Source organism: Flavobacterium macrobrachii (assembly GCF_014486675.1).
Classification (GTDB): domain Bacteria; phylum Bacteroidota; class Bacteroidia; order Flavobacteriales; family Flavobacteriaceae; genus Flavobacterium; species Flavobacterium macrobrachii.
Genome location: NZ_JACTAC010000021.1, coordinates 1 through 19,913, shown reverse-complemented (window position 1 = coordinate 19,913; position 19,913 = coordinate 1). Strand labels below are relative to the sequence as shown.

Here is a 19,913-nt window from a genome sequence, read left to right as displayed (position 1 = left end):
TTTAACAATGCAAAGATGTGGCAATAAAAAAGGGTAATGTTAGGTAACTTTGCCCGATAAGTAGGTAATTTTTCCCTTTTGCTATTTTTCTCTGAAATCAGATGGAGAAACGCCTTCGTAGTTTTTAAAAAAGCGACTAAAAGTTTGAATTTCTTCAAAACCTATTTCAAACGCAATTTCTTTAATACTTTTGTCTGTATACTTTAAAAGTCTTCTTGCCTCTAGCATTTTTCTCTCTTGAATATATTGTAATGGTGATTTTTTAGAAAGCTTTGAAAAAAGATTAGAAAGTGTTTTAGGTGATTTATTAAGTAAGTCAGCGTATTCTGCTACGGTATGCTTTGTTTTAAAGTGGTTTTCAACTAAAAAATTATATTCCCTAACAATATCAATCTGATTGTTATCAATTTTGTTATATGGTTCTTGGTTTTTGTAAATTCTTGTACTTAAGATGACAAACCTTTTTAGCATTGACTGTAACATTTCGAGTTGTAAATTATCTGTAGATTCCATCTCAATTTCAATCATTCTCCAAATAATATGAAACTTTTCAACTTCTATATCTGGGATTGTAATAATAGGCAGTTGTGAAGCTCCGAAGAATAAAATCCCTTTACAGCCTACCTCACTATCATGATCAATGATACAGTAAAACGACCTATTGAAACGTAGCATTTTAGCGTTACAAACTTTTGAAATATCAATTTTATGTAATTCTGTTAGGCAGACTAGCTGGTTTTTTTCAAATGAATAATCTATACCATCTATCGTAATCATATTGTTATTCATTTGGAACCAAAGAAAAGTCAAGGCATTCTCGGATGACTCCTTTTGCAAATAGCAAGCGTTGCTGTTAATTTCCTTTACAATTAAATGTTCGTTATTTTGTCCTTTAAAAAACATAATTTAAATGGAATTTAATAATGATTGTAATTTTTAGTTGCTAATATTCAAAAATGAATAAATTATAATGGTTAGTAAGTATGCTTTCCAGCATTCCAACCTTTGGACTCTAAATAAATCAAACCGCTTTCGTTTGCTCCTTCCTCTATTGGTGTACCCATGCTATCGTTCCAGCGGTTCAAAAATCCGAATAAAGCGACAACTCCTAAAATTTCAACAATTTCATCATCTGTCCAATATAAACGCATTTTAGTAGCAATTTCATCATCTACTTGATTTGGAATTGCTGAGCTTTTTAAAGCGAATTCCAAAGCAACTCTCTCAGCTTCTGAAAAAGCAGGGTGAGTTTGAAACTCCCAAATATTTTCTAACTTTTCTTGAGCGGCATCATATCGCTCTGCAGCTCTTATTGTGTGAGCTTGACAATAACGGCAACCTGCTTGATGACTAGAAATGAATCCAATAAACCTTTTTAAATCACTGGTAACATTACCTTTATTATCCATAACCGCTTTGTTCAAATTAATAAAAGCATATGCAATTTCAGGTCTACGAAACATTGTTTTTATACTATTAGGGCAAAATCCTAATGTTTCATTATAAAAGGTAATTAATTTTTGAAGCTCTGCATCATTAGGATTTTCAAGAGGACTTACAAGTGGATTAAGCATTTTATTTGTTTTTTGAATGTTATCATTCACAAACTAAAGCAAACTATTTGTCAGAATAAAATTAAAAGGAATAATTGATAAAGATTTGTGTAGAATTGTATTTAATTTAATTAATAAGAAAAGATTCAACAAGACGAGCTAATTTATTTTTTTAAATGTACTGAAAAGTTTTTTTAAAAAAATAATACATCATTATTTATAAGATTAAGAGAATAATATTTACACTATTTAAAATTAGACAAACTATTGAATGATACAAGTATTCTTTTTTCAATTATTAAAAAAACAGAAAACAATATTTTTAAACTCCTTGATTATTTTGGGGTGATTTTGGAGAAACATCAGATATTTATTTTGTTTTAAAGGGCGTTTTTGAATTAAATGTAAGTGGTTATAAAATTTTTAACTCAAAATATAATTGAGAAACTCATTTAAAAGATTTTAAGTTTTGTCAAAAATATTTTGTCAGGATTTACTAATTGTTTCGTCTAAACTATAAATTGTTAATTAAAAAGAAATAAAATGCCGACAAACATTAAAATTAAAAATTTGCCTACGGGATATCAAACTATCATTAGTAATGGAAGACATAGTATTTTAGGAGATGAGCCTATTACAAGTAAAGGAACCGATTTAGGTTTTTCACCAATCGACTTAATTTTATCTAGTATTGCTATGTGTAAAGTAGCAACTGTTCGTTTCATTGCTCGAAGAAATAATTGGGAAATAGGTAACGTGGATGCGGAATTAGACCAAGTGGTAAAAAGAGGCGAAAACGGAAAGCTTTTAACCACCATTAAAGTTGCTATTTCCATTGAAGGTAATATAACAGAAGAACAGAAAACCGAATTGTTAAATCAAGCTGATGCTTGTTATGTTCATAGAATGATTGAAGGGGATTGGAATATAGAAAAAGCCACCATTTTAAATCAAGTTGAACTTGTATAAATTAAAAATAAAGACCTATGAAATCACCATTAACAGAATGTTTGCAAAAGCAAACACCTATATTAAAAAAGGTGATACCATATGTTACCGCTAAAAATAAAATTTAAACATATGAAAACATTAATTTTTACTGGAATAATTGCCATCGTAGTTTTTGGAATTTATAGTTTCAAAAAACCAAAAGCTGAAGTGACTTTAGGCAATAAAGGAATTGAATTTTTTGATGGAAATTTTCATCAAGCTTTATTAAAATCGCAAGAGCTTAATAAACCTATTTTTCTTGATGTGCATGCTACTTGGTGTGGGCCTTGTAAACAACTTAAAAAAACAACTTTCAAAGATGAAGCGGTTGGAAACTATTTCAATGCTAACTTTATTAATATTGCTATAGATGGAGAAACGCAAGAAGGTCAAGAGTTAATAAGAAAATATAATATTCGTTCCTATCCCTCTTTACTTATTTTAGATAGTAAAGGAGAAGTAAAAACCAGAACCACAGGGTTTCAAAAACCATATATTTTAATAAATTTTGGAAAAAGAATTGTTCCATAATCAAATAGACCTTTTTGCCTCAAATTAGTTGCTGTTTGTTCTAAAAGCGTTAGTTAATTAACTAATGCTTTTAGTTTTTAATCATTTTATACAATTATTGAACATGGAAAAAAAATCATTTTTAACATTCAAAAAACTTTTACTCTTTTTTGGTTTATTATTTTTATCATTCTCACATGCACAAAATGATGTTAATGAAGTTGCTTTAGACCATGAAAAAAAGATTGAAATAGGAGCAGAGCTTCAATTGTATCCTGCGGGAGTAATGCCTATGATTACCTCTAATGTTTTTCTAAATGATAAATGGGCTTTACGTTTTAGAATTGGAGGTAACTTTGCAGACCGTCAAGATTTTAGTGAGTATAATGATAATGAAGTTGCTTCTGGTTTTGGTGCAACAATTGGAGTAGTTCGTTATTTTCCTTATGGTAAAGGAAACTTTATAATTGGCGCTTCAGTTGATACCTGGAGTATGTGGACAGACTGGAAAGATGGCTTAAATACGTCCAATACAACAGAAGGTCAAACGTATAATTTAGTCATTCAACCTTGGATAAATGGTGGCTATTTATTTGATTTAAGTGAAAAATGGAATGCAGGAGGTTCGTTAGGATTTGGTAGGGAAATAAATGTAATTACACGCGGAGAAAACGTTGGTGAAGGATGGATGGGAATCGTAATATTATCTGTAAATTATAAAATTAAATAATCTTTAATAGTAGAAATTATGAGAAAAGAAGTATTGGGATTGCTGTCAATTGTATTATTGTATAGCTGTCAAGAAGTAAAAAAAGAAGTTCAAAATGAACCCGTAGAAACCGAGCCTGTAACAGAAGAAATTTCGGTTGATTACAACACTTTAGGTATGGAAACCAACGCCATTCCAAAAGGATTACAAATTGGAGATGTTGCACCTGTTGTTAGCATGACTACAAGTGATAACAAAACGGTAACGCTAAAAGATTTCTATGAAAAGCAACCTATAGTAGTCATTTTTTATCGTGGGTATTGGTGTCCAATATGCAATCAATATTTATCTGAATTTGCAGAAAAAGCAAAAAGTATTGAAGATGCGGGAGCAAAAATCATTGCGATATCGTCTGAGAGTTATGAAAATTCAACGAAAACCATTGCAAATAATAAAATAGATTTTACTGTTATATCGGATTTAGATGGAAGTATTATGAAAGCTTTTGATGTCAAATTTGAAGTTACAAAAGAATATCAAGATATGATTCAAGAGAAATTAAATGCTTCTATAAGTGAAACCAATGCAAATAAGGAAGGCGTTTTGCCAGTACCAGCTACTTTCATAATAGATAAAAGCGGAAAAATTGTTTACAAGCAATTTGATCCTAATTATAAAAACAGAGCTACTATTGAAGATATTTTAGCTCATTTACCAAAATAAATTTAGTTTGTTTTAAAGTTTGGTTTTTTTAAAGCATCACATTTTGTGATGCTTTTTTTGTCAGGATTAGAATTAACTAGCGTCTATACACTAAATCTTATCAGACAGAATGAAGAAATTAATTACCATTTGTTTATTATTAGCCACAGTACAAAATTTTGCTCAAGAAACTACAGGTATTCTTAAAGGGAAAATTAAAGATCAACAGAATACTCCAATAGCATTTGCTCATATTGAAGTTGTACAAGAAAATACAGGAAATACATTCCATACCACAAGTCAAGAAAACGGATTTTTCTTATTCAATCAACTTCCACCCGATACAAATTATAGAATCAAAATATCTTACATAGGTTTTCAGGATTTTATGCAGCATGATTTAACTATTTTATTAGGTCAATCTGTTAGCTTAGATGTGCAATTAATTGAAAAAACGGAAACCTTGAATGAAATTGTTGTAACTGGTACCGTTGTTCAAAAAAAAGGGAATGAACAGAAGTTAAAAATGGAATTGCTCAATAATTTGCCTTCTCTAAACCGAAGTATTCAAGATGCCACTCGTTTATTACCAGATGCTAATTTGAATTCCTTTGGTGGCGCTAATTATCGTTTTAATAATTTAAGTATTGATGGAAGTGCCACTAATGATGTATTGGGTTTTCAAGAGCCTTCAAGCGGTGCAGCTGGTTCTGTTGCATCGGGAACACCTGGAGGTCTTGCGGGAACTCAACCTATAGGTTTTGGAGCTATAAGTGCTTTGTCTATTAAAACCGCTCCATTTGATGTTACTCTTGGAAATTTTACTGGGGCAAGTATTAATGCCGTAACTAAATACGGAAAAAATAAAACAGAAGGAAATGCTTATAATTTCACAAAAAACAGATGGATAACTGGACAATATGCAGATGGAGTAAAACAACCTGAATCTACTTTTTTTGACAACCAAATTGGAGCTTCTATTGGTGGACCTGTGCTTAAAGACAAATTGTTTTATTTTTTTAATGCGGAATTCTCCTATAGAAAAGAGCCTGTTTTGAATGCTCCAGGTTCAACCAACTCTAATATATCATTAACTACTGTAAATTCTATTCGAGATAAATTAATTTCTCAATATAATTATGATCCAGGGGCTTTTCAAAATGTTGATTTAGAACGTAAAAGCACTAAATTATTTTTACGCTTTGATTACTCCATTTCAAACAAGCACAAACTAACCTTACGAAATAATTTTGTTACTGCTTACGCTGATAATTTAGAATGGACGGCTAATGTATTTAATTTTGGTAATCAAGGATATCGTCATAATTCCACTACCAACAGTTTGGTTGGTGAACTAAAAAGTAATTTTAATTCCAATTGGAATAACAAACTTATTGTTTCTTATTCAACGGTTAATGATGATAGAAAGTATGATGGACGCGTTTTTCCACATTTAGAGATTATTGATAATACATCAAATACCATTTTTGCAGGTACTTATAGAGAAGCAGCCGTTTATGGATTGAATTTAAAAACTACTCAAATTTCAGAGAATGTTACTTATATTAAGAACAATCATACTTTTACATTAGGTACTTCAACAGAAATTAATGCCATTGAATATCGGTTTTTAACAGCATTTAATGGTAGATGGCAATATAAATCAGTTGATGACTTTTTAAATGACAGACCAAATCGTGTAAGAGGTGTTTACAATGTTGAGAATAATGATTTTGATTTTAATAAAAATAATCCTTCTGCCGATTACAATGTTATTTTATCGGGCATCTATTTTCAAGATGATATCAAAATTTCTGATAAGTTTAATTTGATGGCGGGTTTAAGAATTGATACTCAATTTCATCCCGGTGATTTTCCTATTAGTGATGAAATAAAAAATACTCCAGAGTTTGCTCAATATGAAAATAAAATTAATAGTAAACCTCAGTTTAATCCAAGAGTTGGATTTACTTATGCGATAAATGAAAAGGTAACCCTAAAAGGTGGTTCGGGTTTATTTACAGGTCGTATGCCTTTTGTTTGGTATGCTTATTCACATTATATCTCTGGAACTAAATATTTTAATATTGATTATAGACCCACAACAAATCTGCCTATTACTGAAAACCTAAGCGATTTAGAAAGTTTGCAATCAAGACCTTTAACTGAAATTAATTTAGTAGATAATGGGTTTAATTTGCCACGAGATTGGAAGACCAATTTGAATTTGGACTTAAAGTTTAAGAATAATACAATTTTATCTTTTGATTTTAATTATTCAAAGGTTGTAGAAGGATTGTATTTTCAGTCGATTAATAGAAAAGAATCTGCGTTATCCAATTTTGATGGTGCTGATAATCGCCCTTACTACACACAAACAGGAGATAATGTAAAAATCAACCCCAATTTTACCAATGTATTTTTATTGACCAACACCAATAAAGGGTATCGATACAATGGTACCGTTAGTATTTCTAAATCCAACCATTTTTATACAGGATTCTTAGGATATACTTATGGGATGAGTAAAGACATTAGTAGTACTGTACGAAACTCTCATGCGGCTAATTTTGAATGGAATCAAGCTTTGGTTGCTAATAGTCCGAAACTTTCCTTTTCAAATTTTGATTTAAGACATAAAATTAGTTCTTATCATTTTATAGAAATGCCTTATAAACAATCGAAATTTAAGGTTGGTATTATTTACAATGGAAAATCGGGGAGTCCTTTTTCTTATGTTTATGAAGGCGATGTGAATAGAGATGGTTCTGCAAAGAATGATGTATTTTATGTACCAAATAACCAATCTGAAATAGTTTTACAAGATTTTATCAATAGCGAGGGAGTTTTGGTTACAGCCCAAGATCAATGGAATCAATTAGATGCTTATATTAATAGTGATGCTTATTTAAAATCAAGAAGAGGAAAGTATGCTGAACGAAATGGAGCAAGAACTCCTTGGAATCATCAGGTAGATTTAAAGTTTATTTTTGAGCAAAAGTTTAAAAATAAGCGATTTGAAATTTCATTTGATATTTTTAATGTGGCTAATTTGATACATAAAAATTTAGGAACACAATACTATGTTCCTAATATTAACAACTCAGGATATGCTCTTTTAGACTTTGTTACAATTGCGAATGAACAACCCGTTTATCAATTTCATAATCCCAATAGTAAGCCTTGGTTAGTAGATACTATAAATTCGAAATGGCAAGCGCAATTAGGTTTGAGTTTTTATTTTTAGATTTTTTATAAACTATTATTTATTAATTACTAATGTGTTTTTGTGATTCGTACCACTTTAATACTTAAAATTTACATTAAAACCTCATCGACTATTTGCTTAATCAATTTTTTATAAAAATTTAAAAAGTTTGTAGCTGTTTACTTTTTTGATAACAGCTTTTTTACTGTTTTGTTCGATGCTTTTAATCATGGCTTTGTTACTAGATATTTTGAAAAAAAGTTAAATTCAGTTTTTTATCCTCATTCAAAGAAAATTTTTAGTTTCCTGCTATAGTTTATTTTTGCAAGGTAGTCTATGAACTCTGGGAGTTTTGATAGTGTGAGTAAGCCATTAAAGTTTGGTGGTATTGTTTCGCAATTGAAATTTGCAATGTGTTTTTTGTATTTTACTTCGCCTAGTGTGAAGAGTAATAAACGATAAGCTTTTATCTCAATTTTTCTCTTGTTTTCGTTTAAATCTTGCTCATTGAAATAGACTGATAAAATTATTTTTTTGCTTGCTGTGTTGTAGTCTTCAAGTTTGATTTTAGTGTTTTGGATTAATTCTGCTAAATCGCTTGATATTGTAGGGTTTTCAAGATTTAATGGTGTTATGTAAACTTGAATTGCGAAGTATTGTAAACTTGGAATTTTTTCTTCTAGTTCATTCATTTTTGGGAATAGTTTTTTGTACCCGTGAGCTGTAAAAAATACTTTTAATTTGTTTTCATTTTGTGGGTGGTTTGTGATGAAATATTCAATTCGTTTGGAAACGTAGTTGAGGTTTCTTTGGAGGCGAAAGAGTACTTCGTCTTTGTTGATTTCTAGCTTGCAAGCGTTGTAGATGGCTTGTTCGTTATCTTGGAACCAGTTCCAGAAGTTTTGGATGGTTTTTATTTGGCGAGGGTTTAGGTGTTTGTTCATTTTTTTTTGTTTATGGTTTGTTGTTAATTGTTTGTTGTTAATTGTTTGTTGTTGTGGTTTTAAGCTGCGCTTAAAAGGTTTGGACTACTGGGTAGTTTAGGTTTTACCACATAGATACATAGGTTTTTTTAGGTGTTTTACTTTGCTTAGGATGTTAAGTTGTTTAATCTGCGCTTAAAAGAGAAAGCCTGCTTTGCAGGAGATTCCTAGTTACTCTCGGAATGACACAATCATTGTCATGATTGATGGGGAATTTATCTTTTATCTCTGGATTCATTGTTGAAGGTGATTAGGTTGAACATTGACCTCATCCTTGAGCGGAGGCGGTTGCCGTAAAGGGCTTCGATTTCGCTTGCGGAGAGGTTTGTGGTGATGTGGGTGATGGAATGATTTTGCACGAAATCTTCGTATCGTGAGATTATTATTTCTGCCATGACGTTGAGGTCGTTGCCGTAATGTTTGATGTTTTGTTCGGCTCCTAAGTCATCGAAACAGTAACCGGTTAAACGCGATTGTGTGTGTTCTTTTTGGGTGTAATGATGGAGTGATTCGAAGCCGTTTTTTGCGAATTCGAAAGATATTTCTCTACACGTCTTGATTTTGTAGTCGTGTTTGTGGTAAAAAAATGGTCGAATTAACGCCATAATTGACGTTTTCCCGCAACCAATTGGTCCCGATAATAAAATACCTTTGTTGAGGTCTAAATTAAGTTCTAAAGCCATTTTTTCGTCTCGAATGGCATAAATTACCAATTTGAGAATGGTTTGATGGTCGATGGTTTCAATTTTGAAATAACGACCGTAGATTAGTTTGCCTTGGTACTCAATGTAGTTTAAGCACCAGTTGAAGTTGTAGACTTTGATTCCGTTTTGGATAACGAAAGTGTCTTTGACGGTGTTAAAGTGCTTCTCCATAATTTTTTTGATTTGTTACGTGAAGGTGGTTTGGGTTAAGGTTTATAGTTTTGGTTTCTGTTTGAAAAGAACTATTCGGTTTGTTTCCAAACTTTTTAGTGTTAAGCATCCAGTTTCTTGCCGCTGCTTTCCAATCTTTCATTTTGGTTCTTCCACCAACTAGCCAGCCGTTGCTTTCGAAATAGTTAAAAAAACGCTGTGCTTCGATTTCGGGAAAGTTTTTTTCTAGGAAGTAGATTTGGGTTTCTTCGAAACTTGGTGTTGCTTTACTTATTTCGATTTTCTTCTTTTTTTCGCGCAACTTTTTTTCTTCTTTTAAATCCGTTTCTATAACCTCATCAAAAATTGAATTTGTAAAAATTGAATTTTTTTCATTTTTTGAAATTTCTTGCTTAGCTAAGTTTAAAATGTTTGTATTGTTTATATTGTTTATATAAGGTACATGTTTAGAGCTTGTTTGATGCTTGTTTAGAGCTTGTTTAATAACCTGTTCATTAACCTGTTCAATGACTTGGTCATTTTTTGACTTGGTTGAAAGCTTTTTTAGTTCTTTTTTTGGCACTGGTTTGGTGTAAAAATCTAAGTTGCAGACTTCCAAAATCGAACCCTTAAATGGATTGAAAGATGGTTTGTAAATCACGTATTCTCTTTCAGTTAAATCCTTCATGCATTTGTGGTAGGTTGCCGTTGAAGCTATTTTGCTTATGCGCATCAATTCGTTACGAGAAATGCTGATTGGATTTTGAAAGCGGTTTTGGTTCCATAGTTGGAATATGGCCATGTAGAGGCTTATGTGGGTTGGGTTGAGGTCGTAATCGGCACTTACTTTTTCGAAGAAGCCGGTTAGGTGTTTGATGTAGTTCATACTTTTAGTTTAAAAGTTTAGAGTTTAGAAGTTTAAAAGTTGTGGTTTTAAGCTGCGCTTTAAAGGTTTGGACTACTTTGTAGTTTAGGTTTTACCACATAGAAACATAGGTTTTGTTTTTAGGCGTTTTACTTAGCATAGGTTGTATAGTTGGCTTGAACAATGTTCAAGGGTTAGCCTACTTTGTAAGTGTCTCGACTGCGCTCGACATGACAACATTTCGGTTAACTTCATTTGTTGGCTTGCAGGTGCAAACTTCACAGGTGCCGTTGCAGGTGTTAGTGATTTCTTCCATGCTACTTTTCTAGCATTTTTAAGATGTCTTCGTAGTTGTAGTAGATGATGCCACCGATGCGTTTGTATTTTAGTGTTCCGTTGATGCGGAGGTTTTGGAGAGTGCCTGGAGAGATTTTTAAGATGTTGCGCACTTCGGCTGATTTTAGCCAAGGTTTGGGCAGTGTTTCTTGAGTAGTGGCGTTTTTGATTTCACGAAGTAGAAGATTACCGAAGTTTAGTAAATCTCTTTTGGTTACCACTTGGTGGTTTAGTAGTTCGATGTTGTCTGTTTCAGGGAACAGGGCTTTGTGATTGAAGTTCATAATGCTATGTTTTGAAGTTATTTGTTACAAAACAATTGCATTTGAAAAAGAAAAGTTCCCAAGTTGGTACCAACTTGGGAACGATTTTTATACTTTTTGAATGAATTTAGTTGTCTTTATTTATAATCGTTTTCGATTTTGGTTTCCAAAACCTTTTGTAAGTGACTTAAAAATCGAGTTTGGTTAGTTTTACGTTTTTTAATATCTCCGAAGCTTCCGTAAACTTTGTCTTCTAATTCAATTTGAAAAGCTTTTTCAAAAACGTGGGTGATTTCTTTAATATCAGCTTCACCATTATCAAAAACTTTAGCTTCATGTAACGCATAAATCAATTCAATTAAATCGACTTTTTTTGCTGTCCAGTGTAGGTTGGAATTAAATTTGTTTGTAGATATTGCACATGATTCGTTTAAATTATCGATACGATTTTCAATGTGTAGCGCAAGTAATTCAAAAGCGATTACTTCAGCTAGTAAATAATCATAAGACGTACATAATTTTGCATCATGAATTATGACTGAACAATCATTCAAAAACAAGTCTTTGTACTTTTTCCTAGTAAAGTACAATTCATCAAAATGGGTGGAATGGGTTTTTATATATTTGATGAATTCTCTGTTTTTTCTGTGGAATTGGTTGATTGCATACAACTTTTTTTCAAAGTGTTTTACTCTTTTATTTCTGGCTAAAGGTAATGTAGCAACTAATGAGAGTATTTCTTTGTAGAAAATCAGTTTGGCCACAATATTCGATTTGATTTCTTTGAAAAATTTGATTTCTTCTTGAGTGGTTTCGAAGACATGATTTTTTAGCCAGTCGGTTAATTGTTTTAGAATGTCTTCAATGAAAATAATAATTTTTTTTGCTTTTTCTACTTCATTGGAATAGGTGTTAAGGATTAGACTTAATTCGTGTTCAAAATCTACCAAACAATTGTTTTTTATACTTGCTATCATAAAAAAAATAGATTTTAGTTTGTCAAATAAAACTAAAATCTATTAATAATATTGCAAGCAAAATGTTAAAAAAATAAAAGTTTTCCTATAAAGTCAAACTTACGTTCTCTTTGTTTTCCTGTTTGTTCAAACTTTTAAATTTATCCTTCAAAATTTGCATATCCTCACTAATTTTCTTATCTAAAATCTTAGCATAATGCTGTGTTGTTTTTAGATTGGTATGTCCTAACATTTTACTTACGGTTTCAATTGGAACTCCGTTACTTAGTGTCACTGTTGTTGCAAAAGTGTGTCGGGCAATATGGAATGTTAGTTCTTTATTGATTCCGCATATATCTGCGATTTCTTTTAGATAGGCGTTCATTTTTTGGTTGGATAGAATTGGGAGTAAAAAATCTTCATTTAAACATTTTGGATGTTCTTTGTACTTTTCTAAAATTTCCAATGCAGGTGGTAAAATTGGAATTTTTGAATTAACATCTGTTTTTTGACGACTTTTGAAAATCCATTTATCGCCATCAATTCCAATTGAAATGTTGGATTTTTTAAGTTGCTTTACATCGATGTAAGCTAACCCAGTATAACAACTAAAAAGAAAAATATCTCTAACCAAGTCTAATCTATAAGAAGTGATTTTTTTGTTTCGAATGGCATTGATTTCGTCTTCTAGTAAATAGTCGCGAACCACTTCTTTAATTTTTGGTTTATAATTCATAAAGGGGCTTTTTCCAAGCCAACCATTAGCTAAACAAATATTTACTACTTTATGAAAATTTTTCACATACTTAATAGCTGTATTATTTGAACAGCTTCTTTTTGTTCGCAAAAAGAATTCATAGTCGGTTATAAATGCATAATCAATTTTTTCAATATCGATATCTGATATTTTAAATTTGTAATCCAAAAATTCTTTCAAGTGTCGAAGTGAAGTCTCATATCTTTTGTAAGTTGCAATAGCGTATTCTTTTCCAACGAGTTCTTTTACTCTTTTATTATGGTCTTCAAATATTGGAACTAAATAACGTTTTGTGCTTTCGATACCAAAATATTCATTTTTAAAGTTTTCAAAATTCAAATCCAAACCTTTCAATAACATTGTTTTCTCAATTTCAAAAACTCCATTTCTTAATAAATCAAGATGATTGTTTAGTGAACGGCTTTCTTCTGAATTACCTTTTAAACGTGAAGTTTCAACACTCCATTTATCTGGCAAAACATATTTACCAGTACTCTTATCAATACGTTTTCCGTCAACTGTTATTCGGATAAAAATAGGAACAAGTCCATTGCTGTTGATTTTTGCTCTTTTGATATAAAAAAGCACATTGATTGTTGCATTCATTTTTGGTAACCTTTAGTGTTAATTAAATTTCGAAAAACTAACATCAAAAGTCAAGATGTTTAAAAGCTGAACAGCTTGTAAATACTGGTAGTTCGAGCTTTCGAGAGGCACAATTTATTTAAAAAACGTTGTGCCCCGAATTGTGCCCCTCCATCTTGGTCAAAATTGAATAAATTGGTGAATTGAGGAAAATAAAAACCCTTTAAAATCAACATTTTAAAGGGTTTTGAATTGTTTTGAAAGACTTTTTGTGGAGAAGATGGGGCTCGAACCCACGACCTCTTGACTGCCAGTCAAGCACTCTAGCCAACTGAGCTACATCCCCAAAAATTATTAAGCAAATATATCATTTTATAAAAACAAATACGAAATTATGAAATAATCTTTTTTCAGATTTCTTATCTTTACATCAAATACATTTTCACTATGTCTGCCGAAAATTTTAATGGATCAATCAAAGTTCAAATCGAAAACAATATTGCAACTATAACATTTAGTCATCCAGCGAGTAATTCATTTCCAAGTGAACTATTACAAAAACTTACTGATGAATTGCAAAATTTACACCATAATAATAAGGTATCAGTGATTATTCTACAAAGTACTGGGAAAACATTTTGTGCCGGAGCATCTTTTGACGAACTACTCTCCATTAACGACTTTGAAACTGGAAAAAAATTCTTTTCCGGATTTGCCAATGTTATTAATGCCATGCGCAAATGTTCCAAAATCATCATCGGTAAAATTCACGGCAAAGCTGTTGGCGGTGGCGTTGGTTTAGCATCAGCTTGCGATTATGCTTTTGCACATCAAGATGCGTCGATTAAACTTTCTGAAATTGCTATCGGAATTGGACCATTTGTAATAGAACCAGTCGTTTCGCGAAGAATAGGACAAAACGCCACAACTGAATTAACCCTAAATCCAACCGATTGGAAATCGGCAAATTGGGCAAAAGAAAAAGGATTATTCGCCAACGTATTTGAAAATCAGGAAGAATTGAGCGAAAACACAACTGCATTTGCACAAAAATTAGCAACCTACAATCCTGAAGCCTTATCTGAAATAAAAAAAGTTCTTTGGGAAAATACCGAACATTGGGATGAATTGCTCTATGAACGTGCCGCAATTTCGGGAAAGTTAGTCCTATCCGATTTCACTAAAAAAGCGTTAAACGAATTTAAAAAATAAATTATGTTTCTAATTTCTCTTTTTCAACAAACAAACATCGAAGAAAAAATTCAAAATGCTCCAGACAACGGTTACTTAATTGGCGTTTGGATTGGAAACATTCTTCCGTTTGCGGTTTTAGTTGGATTAGCTTGGTGGATGTACATTCGTGCCAAAAAAAGACAAAACAACGACTAGATTATATTTTACTAAATTTGCACCGTAAAAATTTCTTCCATGAGTAACATCAGAATTACAAAACAATTCACTTTCGAAACCGGACACGCACTTTATGGCTATGACGGAAAATGCAAAAATGTTCACGGACACAGCTATAAATTATCCGTAACCGTAATCGGAAAACCCATAACCGATACTTCCAACGTAAAATTTGGAATGGTTATCGATTTTTCTGATTTGAAAAAAATTGTAAAAGAAGAAATTGTCGATATTTTTGATCACGCCACTGTTTTCAACCAAAACACGCCACATATTGAACTAGCTGCCGAACTAAAAAACCGCGGTCATCACGTGATTTTGGTTGATTATCAACCAACAAGCGAAAATATGGTCATCGATTTTGCCAAAAAAATTAAAAGCAGATTACCAAAAGACATCCAACTACATTCCTTAAAACTACAAGAAACCGAAACCTCATTCGCCGAATGGTATGCTTCGGATAATTTATAATCGACATTCATGCAGATTTCACCCAATAAAAAAATATACTTCGCTTCCGATCAGCATTTTGGCGCACCAACTGCCGAAGCTAGTTTTCCTCGCGAACAAAAATTTGTTACCTGGCTTGATGAAGTAAAAAAAGATGCAGAATGCATTTTTCTATTAGGTGATTTGTTCGATTTTTGGTTTGAATACAAAACCGTTGTTCCCAAAGGTTTCGTGAGAGTTTTAGGCAAACTAGCCGAAATTCGCGACAGCGGAATCCCGATTTATTTCTTCGTAGGCAATCATGATTTGTGGATGCAAGATTATTTCGAAAAAGAACTCAACATTCAGGTATATCACGACAATCAGGAATATACTTTTAACGGAAAAACGTTTTTAATTGGTCACGGTGACGGAAAAGGTCCAGGCGACAAAGGCTATAAACGCATGAAAAAAGTTTTCACCAATCCGTTTTCAAAATGGTTGTTCCGATGGTTGCATCCCGATGTTGGCGTGAAATTAGCACAATATCTTTCCGTAAAAAACAAATTGATTTCCGGTGAAGCTGATGTCAAATTCCTTGGCGAAGAAAACGAATGGTTAGTACAATATGCTAAACGAAAATTAGAAACCAAACACTACAATTACTTTGTTTTTGGTCATCGTCATTTACCAATGATTCTAGACGTTGGCGAGAATTCTAAATATGTAAATCTTGGCGATTGGATTGGTTATTTCACTTATGGGGTTTTTGATGGTTCAACATTTGAGTTGAAAGAGTACAAATAGAATTAAACTTTCATCTCTAAAAGAGTACGAAACTCTGATAGAGTTCAACGTGAAAAATCACCTCAAATCCTTCAATCGTAATTGAACGGTAACATTTCCATTAAACTCATTTTCATCGATACAAAATGCGATATCAAACGGATTTTGATTTTTGGTTAGTTCCAATTTATTTCCCAATCCAAAACCAATTACACCAAAACCTTCGGAATTATTCTGTTTTATAAACAATTTTAAATGCTCATCAATTTGACCAATTGTTTTGCCATAACCTGTATCTTTTACATTTTTACACATAAAAACCGGTGTCATATTTTGTGGCCCGAAAGGTTCAAACTGATTTAAAATCCTAATCAATCTTTCGTTAATATAGGATAACTCGATTTCAGCATCAATGGATATTTCTGGAAGTAATAAATCGGGATGAATGGTTTTTTCAACAACACGTTCAAAAGCATTTTTGAATGCTAAATAATTTTCTTCTTTTAAAGTCATTCCTGCAGCATACATGTGTCCACCAAATTGCTCCAAATGTTCCGCACACGCTTCGAGAGCATTATAAACATCAAAATCTTTCACCGAACGTGCCGAAGCAGCCAATTTATCCCCACTTTTCGTAAAAACAATCGTCGGACGATAATAGGTTTCGGTCAATCGAGAAGCCACAATTCCAATCACACCTTTGTGCCAATTTTCATTATAAACAACAGTTGTGAACTTTTTTTGTTCGTTATTTTCCTCAATTTGCGAAAGCGCTTCAACCGTAATCTGTTTATCCAAATCTTTTCTATCCGAATTATGTTGTTCAATTTCGGAAGCAAAAATTTCCGCTTGGTCTAAATCATATTCCGTGAGTAATGCAACCGCTTCGTTACCGTGTTTTATTCTTCCCGCAGCGTTAATTCGTGGAGCAATGATGAAAACAACATCGGTTATTGTGAGTACTTTTTTCTTCAAATTTTGAACCAATGCTTTTATTCCCGGACGCGGATTGGAATTGATAACTTCTAATCCAAATTTTGCCAAAACCCGATTTTCTCCCGTAATCGGAACAATATCTGCTGCAATTGCCGTAGCAACCAAATCCAAATAAGGAATTAAATCTTCAATGGTTTGATTTCTGTTTTGCGCCAACGCTTGAACTAGTTTAAAGCCAACGCCACAACCACAAAGTTCATCATAAGGATAACTGCAATCATCGCGTTTTGGATCTAAAACTGCAATGGCTTCAGGCAAAGTTTCTCCTGGTCGATGGTGATCACAAATGATAAAATCAATGTTTTTGGCATTTGCGTATGCGACATGGTCAATCGATTTTATTCCACAATCCAACGCAATAATCAGCGAGAAACCATTGTCTTCGGCAAAGTCAATTCCTTTATACGAAATGCCGTAACCTTCATCATATCGGTCTGGAATGTATGTTGCTATGTTTGGATAAAAACTTTTCAAATAGCTTGACATCAATGAAACTGCCGTTGTTCCATCTACATCATAATCGCCAAAAACCAAAATATTTTCGCCTTCAGCAATCGCTTTTTCAATGCGAGAAACCGCTTTATCCATATCTTTCATCAAATACGGATTGTGCAAATCCTCCAAACTCGGACGAAAAAACTGTCGCGCATCCTCAAAAGTTTCAATGCCGCGTTGCACCAAAAGTGTTGCAATCAACTCATCCACTTTGAGTTCATCAACTAAATGTTTTACTTTTTCGGGAGAAGGTTTTGGTTTTAAAGTCCAGCGCATTTGATATTAGATTTCGGATTTTAGATATTAGATTTTTTGAAGAAAACTTTAAAAACTATAAATTTCAACAGAACATATTCAAGTAATAAAGCAACAATAAAAAGTAGCGATAAAAACAAACTATACATTTCAAAAGCAAAACTTATTCCGCCAATTCTTAAATCAGGTTCATTATAAATTTGATAAACCATACAAAGATTTAAAGCTATATAGACAAGTAAATTAACTAAAAGAATTAGTTTTCCTTTTCTTAAACCATTAGCATATAACTTATATATAAAGAAAATTATAATGGCAACGACAAGCTGAAGAAAAAGAAATTCTTTCATCAGAGAAGCAAATATTTCTTGATTATAAACCTTGTTCATTTACCAAAAATACAAAAAACACTACAAAAAAGAACAAGTGTTTTCAATTTATAATTTGTTATTTTTGAATAAAAATAGTTTCAAATGCAAATTCAAGGACAAATTGTCGATATTCCAAACAAACGAATTTTTTCGGGTGAAATTACTGTTGAAAACGGAAAAATTAGTTCCATAATCGAAAAAGAACACAACATCCGAGATTATATTCTTCCCGGATTTATCGATTCGCATATTCATATTGAAAGTTCGATGTTGGTTCCATCAGAATTTGCTAAAATTGCGGTTTTACACGGAACGGTTGCGACCATTTCAGATCCGCATGAAATTGCTAATGTTCTGGGGAAAGATGGCGTTTATTATATGATTGAAAATGGTAAAAAAGTACCGTTGAAATTTCATTTTGGCGCACCATCATGTGTTCCAGCTACGTTTTTTGAAACTGCTGGAGCTGTGATTGATTCTGAAGAAATCAAGGAATTAATGGCACATCCCGATATTTATTATTTGGCAGAAATGATGAATTATCCAGGTGTTTTATTTGACGATGAAGAAGTTTTGAAAAAAATAGCTTGGGCAAAACATTTCAATAAACCCATTGATGGTCATGCGCCAGGATTGCGTGGCGAACCGATAAAAAAATATATTTCGGCAGGAATTTCTACCGATCATGAATGTTTTTCGTATGACGAAGCTACCGAAAAATTATCGCTTGGCATGAAAGTCATCATTCGTGAAGGAAGCGCTGCCAAAAATTTTGATGCCTTAATCGATTTGCTTCCCGAAAATTATGAAAATATGATGTTTTGTTCCGATGATAAACATCCTGACGATTTGATTGTTGGTCATATCAACCAACTTTGTGCACGAGCAATTGCCAAAGGTTTTGATGTTTTCAAAGTATTACAAGTTGCCTGTGTCAATCCGGTGAAACATTACAAAATGGATGTTGGTTTGTTGCAAAAAAATGATACTGCCGATTTTATTGTAGTAGAAAATTTAACCGATTTCAAAGTAAAACAAACGTATATCAACGGCGAATTAGTTGCTGAAAACGGAAAATCATTTGTTCAACATGTTGATTTTGAAAAACCGAATAATTTCAATGTTTCCGCTAAAGGTTTAAACGATTTTAAAGTAAAAAGTTCGGCAAAAATTATTCGCGTGATTGAAGCTTTGGAAGGACAATTGATTACGAATGAAATTCATTGCACGCCAAAAATTGTGGATGGTAACTTAGTTTCCGATGTGGAAAATGATGTGTTGAAAATGGCGGTTGTTAATCGGTATTCCAATGCGGAACCAGCGATAGCTTTCATCAAAAACTTCGGATTGAAAAAAGGTGCGATTGCGAGTTCGGTTGCACATGATTGTCATAATATTGTAGTTGTTGGCACATCTGACGAAGAAATTTTAAACGCGGTAAATCTAATAATCGAAAATACCGGCGGAATTTGTGCGGTAAACGGTAACGAGAAAAAATCATTAGCCTTGCCAGTTGCCGGAATTATGAGCGACCAAAACGGTTGGGAAACTGGACGATTGTATCAAGAAATTGACGCTATGGCAAAAGAATTAGGCAGTTCGTTAAAAGCACCGTTTATGACATTGTCATTTATGGCGTTACTTGTCATTCCTGACTTGAAATTATCGGATAAAGGTTTGTTTAGTGGAAAACAGTTTGCGTTTAAAGATTTGGAAGTGGAATAATTTTTTAGGAAATGAAAAACTCTGTCAAAGTTTGAAACTTTGACAGAGTTGGTAATTCCTGATTTGAAATTATCAGATAAAGGTTTGTTTAGTGGAAAAAGTTTTGCGTTTACGGATTTGGAAATAGAATAGTTTTTAGGGAAATAAACTATTCCAAAGTTTTAAACTTCATTTT

20 protein-coding genes and 1 tRNA gene are annotated in these 19,913 nt (G+C 32.4%); 10 read left to right on the top strand and 11 right to left on the bottom strand.

What is annotated here, in order from left to right:
• Positions 1-81: 81 nt before the first annotated feature.
• Entirely contained in the window at positions 82-777 is a 696-nt protein-coding gene (locus IAI56_RS06695) for a helix-turn-helix domain-containing protein (RefSeq protein ID WP_342354538.1), read from the bottom strand.
• A gap of 197 nt (positions 778-974) precedes the next feature.
• Positions 975-1,574, bottom strand: coding sequence for a carboxymuconolactone decarboxylase family protein (locus IAI56_RS06690; protein ID WP_187657145.1), 600 nt, complete (start codon positions 1,572-1,574; stop codon positions 975-977).
• Positions 1,575-2,096: 522 nt separating this feature from the next.
• On the opposite strand from IAI56_RS06690, the gene IAI56_RS06685 reads away from it, so the two are divergent.
• From IAI56_RS06685 to IAI56_RS06665, 5 genes are all read left to right on the top strand, one after another.
• Positions 2,097-2,522 carry an OsmC family protein gene (locus IAI56_RS06685; RefSeq protein WP_187657144.1) on the top strand — a complete coding sequence of 142 codons (426 nt, stop codon included), beginning with the start codon at positions 2,097-2,099 and terminating at the stop codon, positions 2,520-2,522.
• Positions 2,523-2,603: 81 nt separating this feature from the next.
• Entirely contained in the window at positions 2,604-3,074 is a 471-nt protein-coding gene (locus IAI56_RS06680) for a thioredoxin family protein (protein WP_187657143.1), read from the top strand.
• Positions 3,075-3,177: 103 nt separating this feature from the next.
• Positions 3,178-3,783 carry a hypothetical protein gene (locus tag IAI56_RS06675; RefSeq protein WP_187657142.1) on the top strand — a complete coding sequence of 202 codons (606 nt, stop codon included), beginning with the start codon at positions 3,178-3,180 and terminating at the stop codon, positions 3,781-3,783.
• 18 nt (positions 3,784-3,801) lie between these two features.
• Positions 3,802-4,485: a peroxiredoxin-like family protein gene (locus IAI56_RS06670; protein WP_094485805.1), complete on the top strand. Its 684-nt coding sequence runs from the start codon at positions 3,802-3,804 to the stop codon at positions 4,483-4,485.
• Positions 4,486-4,594: 109 nt separating this feature from the next.
• Positions 4,595-7,711, top strand: a complete 3,117-nt coding sequence (locus IAI56_RS06665) for a TonB-dependent receptor (protein ID WP_187657141.1) — start codon at positions 4,595-4,597, stop codon at positions 7,709-7,711.
• 242 nt (positions 7,712-7,953) lie between these two features.
• On the opposite strand, the gene IAI56_RS06660 is transcribed toward IAI56_RS06665, so the two are convergent.
• The 7 genes from IAI56_RS06660 to IAI56_RS06630 all read right to left on the bottom strand — a co-directional run bounded on the left by IAI56_RS06660 (position 7,954) and on the right by IAI56_RS06630 (position 13,617).
• Positions 7,954-8,616, bottom strand: a complete 663-nt coding sequence (locus tag IAI56_RS06660; protein WP_187657140.1) for a hypothetical protein — start codon at positions 8,614-8,616, stop codon at positions 7,954-7,956.
• Between the two features lie 254 nt (positions 8,617-8,870).
• Complete coding sequence (locus tag IAI56_RS06655; protein ID WP_187657139.1) at positions 8,871-9,530, bottom strand: ATPase; 660 nt, start codon at positions 9,528-9,530, stop codon at positions 8,871-8,873.
• On the bottom strand, positions 9,514-10,395 hold the full coding sequence (locus IAI56_RS06650) for a transcriptional regulator (protein ID WP_187657138.1): 882 nt from the start codon (positions 10,393-10,395) through the stop codon (positions 9,514-9,516). Before IAI56_RS06650 ends, IAI56_RS06655 begins: the two co-directional genes overlap by 17 nt.
• 296 nt (positions 10,396-10,691) lie before the next feature.
• Positions 10,692-10,994 carry a helix-turn-helix domain-containing protein gene (locus IAI56_RS06645; RefSeq protein ID WP_187657137.1) on the bottom strand — a complete coding sequence of 101 codons (303 nt, stop codon included), beginning with the start codon at positions 10,992-10,994 and terminating at the stop codon, positions 10,692-10,694.
• A gap of 116 nt (positions 10,995-11,110) precedes the next feature.
• Positions 11,111-11,950 (bottom strand): RteC domain-containing protein, encoded by an 840-nt coding sequence (locus IAI56_RS06640; RefSeq protein ID WP_187657136.1) that lies wholly within the window; start codon positions 11,948-11,950, stop codon positions 11,111-11,113.
• Between the two features lie 85 nt (positions 11,951-12,035).
• Positions 12,036-13,292 carry a site-specific integrase gene (locus tag IAI56_RS06635; protein ID WP_187657135.1) on the bottom strand — a complete coding sequence of 419 codons (1,257 nt, stop codon included), beginning with the start codon at positions 13,290-13,292 and terminating at the stop codon, positions 12,036-12,038.
• Positions 13,293-13,543: 251 nt separating this feature from the next.
• Positions 13,544-13,617 (bottom strand) — tRNA-Ala (locus IAI56_RS06630).
• A gap of 101 nt (positions 13,618-13,718) precedes the next feature.
• Between IAI56_RS06630 and IAI56_RS06625 the strand changes: the two genes are divergently transcribed.
• The 4 genes from IAI56_RS06625 to IAI56_RS06610 are packed head-to-tail and all read left to right on the top strand — an operon-like array spanning position 13,719 to position 15,917.
• Positions 13,719-14,483, top strand: a complete 765-nt coding sequence (locus IAI56_RS06625; protein WP_187657134.1) for an enoyl-CoA hydratase/isomerase family protein — start codon at positions 13,719-13,721, stop codon at positions 14,481-14,483.
• 3 nt (positions 14,484-14,486) lie between these two features.
• Positions 14,487-14,660 carry a hypothetical protein gene (locus tag IAI56_RS06620; RefSeq protein ID WP_187657133.1) on the top strand — a complete coding sequence of 58 codons (174 nt, stop codon included), beginning with the start codon at positions 14,487-14,489 and terminating at the stop codon, positions 14,658-14,660.
• A gap of 39 nt (positions 14,661-14,699) precedes the next feature.
• Positions 14,700-15,152: a 6-pyruvoyl trahydropterin synthase family protein gene (locus IAI56_RS06615; RefSeq protein WP_187657132.1), complete on the top strand. Its 453-nt coding sequence runs from the start codon at positions 14,700-14,702 to the stop codon at positions 15,150-15,152.
• 9 nt (positions 15,153-15,161) lie between these two features.
• A complete protein-coding gene (locus IAI56_RS06610) occupies positions 15,162-15,917 on the top strand; it encodes a UDP-2,3-diacylglucosamine diphosphatase (RefSeq protein WP_187657131.1) in 756 nt (251 codons plus the stop codon).
• Positions 15,918-15,974: 57 nt separating this feature from the next.
• Here the strand turns inward: IAI56_RS06610 and recJ are convergent, their stop codons facing one another.
• Both recJ and IAI56_RS06600 read right to left on the bottom strand, forming a co-directional pair.
• On the bottom strand, positions 15,975-17,663 hold the full coding sequence (recJ, locus tag IAI56_RS06605; RefSeq protein ID WP_187657130.1) for a single-stranded-DNA-specific exonuclease RecJ: 1,689 nt from the start codon (positions 17,661-17,663) through the stop codon (positions 15,975-15,977).
• Positions 17,664-17,683: 20 nt separating this feature from the next.
• On the bottom strand, positions 17,684-17,992 hold the full coding sequence (locus tag IAI56_RS06600; RefSeq protein ID WP_187657129.1) for a hypothetical protein: 309 nt from the start codon (positions 17,990-17,992) through the stop codon (positions 17,684-17,686).
• A gap of 123 nt (positions 17,993-18,115) precedes the next feature.
• Here IAI56_RS06600 and ade point away from each other — a divergent pair, with 123 nt between their 5' ends.
• Positions 18,116-19,738 (top strand): adenine deaminase, encoded by a 1,623-nt coding sequence (gene ade, locus IAI56_RS06595; protein WP_187657128.1) that lies wholly within the window; start codon positions 18,116-18,118, stop codon positions 19,736-19,738.
• The last annotated feature ends 175 nt before the right edge of the window (positions 19,739-19,913 follow it).